At 56.1% G+C, this 246-nt stretch carries 1 protein-coding gene; it reads left to right on the top strand.

Translation table 11 applies throughout. The annotated features are described in order from the left end of the window. Window positions 1-246: type VI secretion system Vgr family protein (locus ABR397_RS25630; protein ID WP_350307878.1), on the top strand; the 246-nt coding region annotated here is incomplete at both ends.

Below are 246 nucleotides of genomic sequence, written 5' to 3'. Positions count from 1 at the left end.
GAAACCGCACCCGGATAAACGGGGTGAAGGGTTTGAGCTGCGTACCGATGACTGGGGCGCGATCCGTGCCGGGAAAGGGCTGTTTATCAGTGCGGATAAACAAGCCAACGCGGGGGGAGACGTGTTGGCAATGCAGGCGGCCATCAGTCAGTTACAACAGGCGCAGGCGTTAACCGAAGCATTACGGGGTGCGGCTGAAACCGCCAAAGCTGAATTAGCGGATTTGCAGCAACAGAAAACGTTATT

It is taken from the genome of Photorhabdus viridis (assembly GCF_040256935.1).
Lineage (GTDB): Bacteria > Pseudomonadota > Gammaproteobacteria > Enterobacterales > Enterobacteriaceae > Photorhabdus > Photorhabdus viridis.
The sequence above is the reverse complement of the archived record's forward strand: the minus strand, read 5'-3'. Positions and strand labels throughout refer to the sequence as shown.